The organism is Nocardia sp. 852002-20019_SCH5090214 (genome assembly GCF_001665865.1).
Lineage (GTDB): Bacteria > Actinomycetota > Actinomycetes > Mycobacteriales > Mycobacteriaceae > Nocardia > Nocardia nova.
In genome coordinates, this window is the sequence record NZ_LZMK01000375.1 from 24,208 (window position 1) to 31,332 (window position 7,125).

Annotated in this window: 6 protein-coding genes and 1 pseudogene; 1 reads left to right on the forward strand and 6 read right to left on the reverse strand. The window is 68.2% G+C overall.

The features are described from left to right. Positions 1–23: 23 nt before the first annotated feature. From glf to A5780_RS30775, 4 genes are all read right to left on the reverse strand, one after another. The gene (gene glf, locus A5780_RS30760; RefSeq protein ID WP_030516796.1) at positions 24–1,226 is read right to left on the reverse strand and encodes a UDP-galactopyranose mutase; all 1,203 of its coding nucleotides are present in this window, start codon (positions 1,224–1,226) and stop codon (positions 24–26) included. 250 nt (positions 1,227–1,476) lie between these two features. Continuing rightward, positions 1,477–2,079: a hypothetical protein gene (locus tag A5780_RS30765; RefSeq protein ID WP_064910685.1), complete on the reverse strand. Its 603-nt coding sequence runs from the start codon at positions 2,077–2,079 to the stop codon at positions 1,477–1,479. Between the two features lie 179 nt (positions 2,080–2,258). Further along, the gene (locus A5780_RS30770; RefSeq protein WP_063016857.1) at positions 2,259–2,897 is read right to left on the reverse strand and encodes an NAD(P)-dependent oxidoreductase; all 639 of its coding nucleotides are present in this window, start codon (positions 2,895–2,897) and stop codon (positions 2,259–2,261) included. A 23-nt stretch (positions 2,898–2,920) separates the two neighbouring features. Continuing rightward, on the reverse strand, positions 2,921–3,931 hold the full coding sequence (locus tag A5780_RS30775) for an EamA family transporter (RefSeq protein WP_082976821.1): 1,011 nt from the start codon (positions 3,929–3,931) through the stop codon (positions 2,921–2,923). Between the two features lie 107 nt (positions 3,932–4,038). Here A5780_RS30775 and A5780_RS30780 point away from each other — a divergent pair, with 107 nt between their 5' ends. Then, positions 4,039–4,539: a MarR family winged helix-turn-helix transcriptional regulator gene (locus tag A5780_RS30780; protein WP_063023851.1), complete on the forward strand. Its 501-nt coding sequence runs from the start codon at positions 4,039–4,041 to the stop codon at positions 4,537–4,539. Positions 4,540–4,644: 105 nt separating this feature from the next. Here A5780_RS30780 and A5780_RS30785 read toward each other — a convergent pair whose 3' ends face one another. Next, a complete protein-coding gene (locus A5780_RS30785; protein ID WP_064910687.1) occupies positions 4,645–6,360 on the reverse strand; it encodes a SpoIID/LytB domain-containing protein in 1,716 nt (571 codons plus the stop codon). 578 nt (positions 6,361–6,938) lie between these two features. Beyond that, positions 6,939–7,091, reverse strand: a pseudogene (locus tag A5780_RS42275) (DNA polymerase IV); the annotation flags it as partial. Positions 7,092–7,125 lie beyond the last annotated feature (34 nt).

Sequence of the window (7,125 nt, forward strand, 5' to 3'; positions counted from 1 at the left end):
CCGCGGTACGGGCCGGTGGCACATTACTGGGGATCGCCGGCCGTGAGCGGTGCGCCGGATTCCAGATGCGGGCGCAGCACGTTGTCGAAGGTACTCAACGCGCTGCCGATGGCCATATGCATGTCGAGATACTGGTAGGTGCCCAGGCGTCCGCCGAAAACGACCTTGGCCGTCGCGGTTTCGTTCTTCGCCCGCTCGCGGTAGGCGAGCAGTTTCGCGCGGTCCTCCGGGGTGTTGATCGGGTAGTACGGCTCGTCGCCGGTCTGCGCGAATCGCGAGAATTCGCGCATGATGACGGTCTTGTCCTCCGGATAGCCGTCGCGCTCCGGGTGGAAATGGCGCGGCTCGATGATGCGGGTGAACGGGACATCGGCATCGTTGTAATTCATCACCGAGGTGCCCTGGAAGTCGCCGGTCTCGAGCACTTCGGTCTCGAAATCGATGGTGCGCCAGCCCAGTTCGCCCTCGCTGTAGTCGAAGTAGCGGTCCAGCGGGCCGGTGTAGACGACGGGCGCGTCCGGATTCTGCGCGCGGATTTCGTCGCGCACCTCGAACCAATCGGTATTCAGGCGCACCTCGATCAGATCCGATTCGGCCATCTTCTCCAGCCAGGCGGTGTAACCGTTGACCGGCAGACCCTCGTAGGTGTCGTTGAAATAGCGATTGTCGAAGGTGTATCGCACGGGCAGCCGGGTGATATTGCCGGCGGGCAGCTCCTTGGGATCGGTCTGCCACTGCTTGGCGGTGTAATCGCGGACGAACGCCTCGTAGAGCGGGCGGCCGATCAGCGAAATCGCCTTTTCCTCGAGGTTCGCGGCATCTTTGGTCTCGATCTCGGCGGACTGCTCCGCGATCAGCGCCCGCGCCTCCTCGGGACTGAAATAACGGCCGAAGAACTGCGAGATCAGGCCGAGTCCCATCGGGAACTGGTAAGCCTGCCCCTTGTGCATCGCGAAGACCCGATGCTGGTAACCGGTGAACTCGGTGAACTGATTGACGTAATCCCACACCCGCTTATTGGAGGTGTGGAAGAGGTGGGCACCGTACTTGTGGATTTCGATGCCGGTTTCCGGATCCGCCTCCGAATACGCGTTACCGCCCAGGTGGTAGCGGCGCTCGACCACGAGCACCCGCTTTCCCAGCAGGTTGGCGGTGCGTTCGGCAACGGTCAGCCCGAAGAATCCGGAGCCGACGACGATCAGATCGAAGGGAGCTGCGACGGTCACGGGAGCCCAGCGTAGCCGTAGCGGGTCACCGCGTCTGCACGCCGTAGGTCTCGGTAGCGGGGACGGTGGTCACGGCCGTGCGCGGACCGGCAGGGGTAGCGGAATCTCGCCGCGAGGGGCCGGGAAGTGTTCACCAGGGCGTCACCGGGGGTTGACGCGGACACCGTCCCCATCGAGACCACACGCCACCCATACCGCTCCCGGGATGGGCGAGCGCCCCGGCCACGGCGGCGGCCATCCGCCGACCGTCTCAGTACGGGTAGGGAGGCTGGCCGTAGTAGGCGGCGGGCGGATAGGCGAGCATGCCCACGCCACACCACCGCTTCGCCGAACCGGACAGCGTCAGGCTCAGCATCAACACCGCGAACAGCAGTCCGACGATTCCGCCGATCGATGCCGCGGGCACGCCGTTGGCCAATGCCATGACGATCCCCGCGAGACCGCCCAGCAGCCCGAGCGAGGACAGCGCGACCAGCATCACGCGCCCGGCATTCTTGTGGTTCATCAGCATGATTCCGCCGACGGCCCACAGCAGCGCGATCAGACCGTCGACCGCGGCCATGACATAGAAGATGTCGCCCGAACCACTGCTGTGCGAACTGTACGAGCCGTACGAACGATTCAGATTGCTTGCCGCACTGAGCAAACCGATGATTCCGAACCCGGCCAGCAACGCCAGCAGCAGTGCGAAAACGCCGGCCGTGATCGCCGCGCCACCACTCGGCCGCGGCTCCTGATAACCGTAGGGCGCATACCCCGGCGCCGGATACCCCGCAGGCGGGTACCCGGGCGGCGGATAGCCCGCCGGCGGATAACCATTACCCCCGTAGCCGGGTCCATACGGATAGCTCATCGGCCTCCCCCTTCTCTCGGGCAGGCACTCTACCGCCTGCGAACGACGTCGGTACGAGGTGAACCCGCATCACGGGGAAGCCGGCTCACCGGATGTCTCCTTATCGTCGCCGTGGTGGTTGGCCGATTCTTAAGGCGGGGATAAATCCTTGTCCGCGAGGCTCGTTCGGCCCGACACATTCAGTAGGCGACCGTGAAGCGGGTGCGGGCGTGGCGCGGATTCTCGGCCTCGTCGAGGAGTGCGACGGCGAGGTCCTCCATCGAGATGCACGAGGTGCCCGTGCTGTCGCTGAGCAGTTCGTCGAGGCCGGTCCGGTAGCTTCCGCGGCGTTCGCCGGGCTCGAGCAGGGCCGGCGGGCTGAGGTAGGTCCAGTCGACATCGGTTGCCGCCCTGCGGAATACCTCGCGTTGCGCGTGACAGGCCAGGGCGATCGGCCGCCAGTCCGGCGGAAAGTCGGGCATCTGCATGACGGTCGAGCCGGTTCCGGGCACGATCAGATCGCCCGCGCCGCCCACGACCAGCAGGCGGATTCCGGTGTTGCGCAATCCCTCCAGCAGCGCCGCGGCCACATCCGCCATTTCGTACTCGCGCCCGGCGCGGGGCCTGGTCGCACTGATGACCACATCGCTTCCGGCGGTGACATCCTTCACCCGGTCCGGGTCGGTGGCGTCCGCGGCGCGGAAGTTCGCCGCTGCGGGCAGCGTATTCGGGCGCTCGGCGCTGCGGCCGACGGCGGTGACCTCGTGGCCGCGCGACAGCGCCTCGTGCACGATCCGGCTGCCGGCGGTTCCCGCGGCACCGAAAACGGTGATATGCATGATCTTTCACTCCTGCCGAGGAATCAGCGGACTCGGGAGATGTGCGCCGAAGGGTCTTCGGGCGCGATCGAATCGGCATCGTCCGACGAAAGTTGCCGGGGATCGGCGAGTTCGGGCGCATCGATGGTTACCGGTGACAGCGAATGTCCGGCCGGCTTCTGCGTGCGATCCCCCACCTGGCCCAGCACCGTGCCACCCAACGCGATCACCATGCCCAGCAGCTGCAACGGGGTCAGCGACTGGCCGAGCGCGGCCCATCCGATCACCGCCGCGGAGAGCGGGCTCAGCAGGCCGAGGAAGGCGACCGACGTGGCCGGCACCCGAGCCAAACCGCGAAACCAGAGGGCGTAGGCGGCCGCGGTGCCGAGCGCGCCCAGATAGAGGTATCCGCCGATCGCCGGGGCGTCCAGTGCGGGCGGCGCACCCTCGGTGAGCAGCGCCAACGGCAGCAGGACCACTCCGCCTGCGGTCAACTGCCAGCTCGTGAACGCCAGCGGGCCGACCCCTTCCGGCCGACCCCAATGACCGGTCAGCACGGTTCCCGCGGCCATCGATGCCGCGCCGGCCAGTCCGGCCAGCACACCGATCGGGTCCAGCGCGGCATTCGCCCGCAGCACCACCAATGCCACCCCCAGCATGCCGATCCCGGCGGCCAGCAGTTTGCGACCGCTCGGCCGCACCCGCAGCAGCAGCGCCGCGAATCCGAGCGCGAACAGCGGTGCGGCCGAACCCAATACGGCCGCCACACCGCCGGGCAGCCGGTATGCGGCGAGGAACAGCAACGGGAAGAAGGCGCCGATATTCAGCACGCCGAGCAGTGCGGCACGGCCGATCCAACGGCCGCGCGGCAGCACCCGGGTGGCGCCCAGCAACACCAATCCGGCCGGGAGGGCGCGCATCAACGCGGTGAACATCGGCCGCTCCGGCGGCAGGAACTCGGACGTAATGGCGTACGTGGTGCCCCACACCAGCGGGGCCAGACCGGTGATCGCGAGGATCGCGGCAGTCGAACCGCGGGCGGCGGTGCGATTCATCTGGGTATCTCCTCATTGATAATCTCAACGTTGAGATAATCCGACACCGCCGAGTGTCTTGATGTCAAGTATCTGAACGTTGAGATATTGCGCACGAGAGGAGACCGATGAGCGACGCCGTGGACCGGATCGTCGCGGACTGGGGTCGCGTCCGCCCGGAACTCGACGTGTGGCCCACTCACGTCATCGGCCGGCTGAAGCGCTTGGGCCGACGGCTCGAGCGCGAGATGAAGGACTTCTTCGCCCGTTACGGCCTCGAATACTGGGAGTTCGACGTACTGACCACGCTGCGCCGCTCCGGCGGTCCCGACGGTCTCACCGCCGGCGACCTGATCAAGGCCACCATGGTGACCTCGGGCGCGATCACCAATCGCATCGACCGCATGGCCGCCAAGGATCTGGTCCGCCGAGTTCCCGATGCGAAGGACCGGCGAACCATCCGAGTCCAGCTCACCGACCGCGGACGCGAAGTGATCGACGAGCTCATGCCGCTGCACGTCGACAACGAGATCCGCCTGCTGTCCGGCATGAGCCGCACCGATCTCGACCAGCTCGCCGGCCTGCTCCGCCGACTGTCCGAATCACTGGACGACACCTCGCTGGGCTGAGCGGGACTACTACGGCAGCGCCGACGATCCGGTCCCGGATGCGGGCGAGACCGGCGGTGTCGGCGAACCCGGCCGCGCCACATCGGACACGCCAGGTGCAGTCCGCTAACCCGGAATCTGCTGCGGAGCGACTGCCTCCGGCACGGGCGCGGTGTGGTCGGTCGCCGCGATACCCGCTGCCGACGAGTCGGCCGGAGCGCCGGTCGCGGCAGCCGGAGCGCCGGTCGCGGCAGCCGGAGCGCCGGTCGCAGCAGCCGGAGCGCCGGTCGCAGCAGCCGAAGTGCCGGTCGCAGCAGCCGAAGTGCCGGTCGCGGCAGCCGGAGTACCGACGGAGTCCGCAGGGCCGGGTCCGGTGGCCGCATCCTGCCCGCTGGGAGCCGGTGGCGGGGTGGGAGTCGCCGCCGTCCCCGGGATGCGGGTGCCGCCGGGAGCCGCGGCCCGCACCCCGGCGCCCTCCCCCGCGCTCTGGCTGACCTGCGGCGCGATCTGCAGCAGGCGGGCGTAATCGACGATCTGGGCACCGAGGGTCGGGGTCGCGATGATGACGCCACCCTTGTACAGGCGGAAGGTTCCGACCTTGCCCGGCAACAACGACTCCGGACCCATCGGGTCGCCCAAAGGCCCTGCCGCGCCGCCACTTTCGGCATACTTCGCATCGATGGCGGTATTGCCGCGCACCGCTTGTTCGGGCACCGCCTGTTCTGGCACCGGTTGTTCGGGTGCCGCCGGGGCGGGAGCGGCCGGAACGCCGGGCGCCGCTTCCAGTTCCGCGGGTGTCGGCCCGACCTCGAGAGTAGTGATGTCGATCGGCTGCCCGCCGCCGGGCGCCGCCGAATACTCGGTGCGCAGAATGTGGCCGTCACGCATCAGCACCTGCCCCGCGGTGGAGTGGACCGCGTCGGCCGCGCGCGGATCTTCCTTGTCGGTGCCGGGATACATCTGACAGTCGGTCGTGTCGCAGGTCTGGGCATAGGGGTAGCGGTGTTCGGCCAAGGCGTACGAGCGGGCCGCGACAGCCTGCGCCCGCAGCGCCTCCGCACCGCCCTTGTCGGCCCAATTGGCCTCCATCTCCGCCGGAACCACACCGAGCAGATAGTCCTCGACGTCGAGCTGATTCACCGTCACCGGCTGCCCGTTGTCCTGCGTAACACCCAGAACCCCACGGAAACTCGAGCCGTCGCACACCTTCAGATGTTCGGCCGCGGGCCGATCGGGACCCGGGTCGGCGGGATAGGCCCAGGGGTCGTCGGTGGAGCCCTGCCACAGCACATCACCGTCACAACCGATGGTCACCACGACGTTCGCGCCGCCGTCCGGCGTCGGGGTCAGGTGCGCGGCCTGTCCCGCCACGACCCGCCGACCGGCGACGGTCAGCCCGGAATCGGAGTACACGTCGAGCGTTTCCTTGTCGTAGACGGTGAGCCGCACCCGGACCGTGGTCGGCGCGATCGTTCCGAGTTGGGCGCCCGGGTAATAGTGCGCCAGAATGCCGTCGGCCGTCGCGCCCGCCGTGGCCTGGTCGAACGCACCCACCTGACTCATCCCGCGCCCGTGCCCGGGGCCCGCGGCCGCCTGATAGGCAGCGTTGCGAGTGCCCGAACCGAATATCGGCACCGCGAAGGCGACGACGATCCCGCCGGTCACCGGGACCACGACCAATCCGATCAGCGCGCCGCGCCGAATCCGCCGACGACGCAGCAGGTCACCGTGCCGACGCCGGAGTCGGCTCCGGAATCCGCCCACGACCCCGACCGCTGGTGCGCTGTTCGAGTGTTCCGGCGGCGGCGCGGCGCCGGTGCGGGCGGCTTCGGTCCGGGTCATCGAACCCTCCTGTGGTGTGCGGACGGCGCCCATCGGACGTCGCGGCGCGCACTCGGGCGGCTACTGGAAAGTTACATTCGAGCTATCCTAGACCTAATCCTCAACCAAAGGTTTAGATCTGTGGCATTTGGGACTAGTGTGACCATCGATCCGTCAGGAATCAACCCCGCGCGACACCCTGTTCCACGCTGACGGTCACCGGTTCTACCTGAATGGGAGATGCTCGTGCCGTACCGCCGCCCGAAACGTTCCGTCGTCCTCCCCGTGGTCGCGACTCTCGCGGTCGCCGCCCCGCTCGCGACGCTGACGCTGCGCGACTCTCCCGGCTATCGCCCAGCGGGCGACAGCGATCTTGCCGCGATACCCGCGCAACTCGCCGAGGTGGCCTTGGCGTCCGCACCCGACATCGTGTTGCCGCTGCGCGAACTCACCGGCTTGAACCTGCCCGATCTGCGCCTGTCCGACTTGCGGAAACTCCCGCTGCCGAAGTCGATTCCCGTCCCGCCCGGCCTACCCGCCCCGCCGGGCCTACAGCTACCCAGCGAGATCCCACTACCCCAATTCGGTGATCCGACGACCACCACCACCGCATGCGGACACAGCCGCAACGCCTGCCGCGCATTCATCGGCGTCCGCACCCCGTACGCCTTCGCCTCGTAACTGGCCGCCAGCACCATCCCGCCCCCGACGATCACATCACCGCCCGCTGCACCTTCATCACCGACCGACAGCCACCCGCCGCAGCGCTGGCACTCCTGCGAAAAG

Coding starts and splice junctions, on each gene's coding strand:
- A5780_RS30765 (WP_064910685.1), bottom strand. CDS start 2,079: ATGAGCTATCCGTATGGACCCGGCTACGGGGGTAATGGTTATCCGCCG.
- A5780_RS30770 (WP_063016857.1), bottom strand. CDS start 2,897: ATGCATATCACCGTTTTCGGTGCCGCGGGAACCGCCGGCAGCCGGATC.
- A5780_RS30775 (WP_082976821.1), bottom strand. CDS start 3,931: ATGAATCGCACCGCCGCCCGCGGTTCGACTGCCGCGATCCTCGCGATC.
- A5780_RS30780 (WP_063023851.1), top strand. CDS start 4,039: ATGAGCGACGCCGTGGACCGGATCGTCGCGGACTGGGGTCGCGTCCGC.
- A5780_RS30785 (WP_064910687.1), bottom strand. CDS start 6,360: ATGACCCGGACCGAAGCCGCCCGCACCGGCGCCGCGCCGCCGCCGGAA.